At 65.4% G+C, this 1,097-nt stretch carries 2 protein-coding genes; one reads left to right on the top strand and one right to left on the bottom strand.

Annotated elements, in window-relative coordinates:
• A partial coding sequence (locus AC097L_RS25830; RefSeq protein ID WP_479589549.1) for an NADPH-dependent F420 reductase occupies positions 1-385 on the bottom strand: 385 nt, incomplete at its 3' end.
• Between the two features lie 137 nt (positions 386-522).
• Here AC097L_RS25830 and AC097L_RS25835 point away from each other — a divergent pair.
• Positions 523-1,097: LysR family transcriptional regulator (locus AC097L_RS25835; protein ID WP_479589550.1), on the top strand; the 575-nt coding region annotated here is incomplete at its 3' end.

Consider the following 1,097-nt stretch of genomic DNA (forward strand, 5'->3'; position numbering starts at 1 on the left):
CCAGCACGGTGTTGAAGGCCTTGACCACCAGCGCGCCGGGCACGGCCTTGGCGATCTCTTCGGCGGCTGATGTATCGAAGCCCAGCGTCAGGCCCATGTAGTCGGCCGTCAGCGGGTTGGTGATGTCGACCACGATGCGGCCTTCGAGCGAGCCCAGTGCTTGCAGCGCCGGGACGGCATCGGCGTAGCCGGTGGCCAGGATGACGACTTGCGCGTCGCCGAGAGCCTCGGCGGGTGCGGCAGCCGAAGCGCCGGTGTGGGCGCTGGCCACGGCCTGTGCCTTTGCCAGATCGCGTGCCGTCACGGTGACCTTGTGGCCAGCGGCGCTAAGTTGTTTGACGAAACCTGCGCCCATGTTTCCGGCGCCGACGATAGTGATGTTCATGATGCTTTCCTTTGGTGGTGTGAGATGGCTTGTTGCCCATTCGCCGACAGGTTTGCTGGCGTGGGATGAACTGTATTAGGGTTGATCGAAGAGATAAACCATAGGCAGAGAGTTAAATAGTTCCGATAATCAAGACTATGGATGTATTACAAGCAATGAAGACCTTTACGGCCGTGGTCGAGGCTGGCAGTTTCGTGGGGGCGATGGACACCACGGGGCTGTCCAAGCCCGCCGTGTCGCGCCAGGTCAGCGATCTGGAAGCACACCTGGGCACGCGGCTGTTGCAGCGCACCACGCGCCGCCTGTCGCTGACCAGTGAGGGCCAGGCCTACTACCAGCGCTGCAAGGAGGTGCTGCAAGCCGTGCAGGAGGCCGAGGCCGAGGTGGCGTCCAGCACCGTGCAGGCGCAGGGCCGCCTGCGCATCGGCGCGCCGCAAACCTTCGGCGCGCTGCACCTGGCCGCGCTGTGGGGCCGCTTTGCCGCGCAGAACCCGCAGGTCAGCCTGGATATCGTCTTGTCGGACCGCGTGATGGACCTGGTGGAGGAGGGCTACGACCTGGTGATCCGCATCGCGCGGTTGCCCGATTCGAGCCTGGTCAGCCGCAAGCTGGCCCGCACGCGCATGGTGCTGTGCGCATCGCCCGCCTACCTGGCGCAGCGCGGCACGCCCACGCACCCGCACGCGCTGGCGCAGCACGACGTGGTGTCGTA

Source organism: Rhodoferax sp. RT5P35, assembly GCF_056521385.1.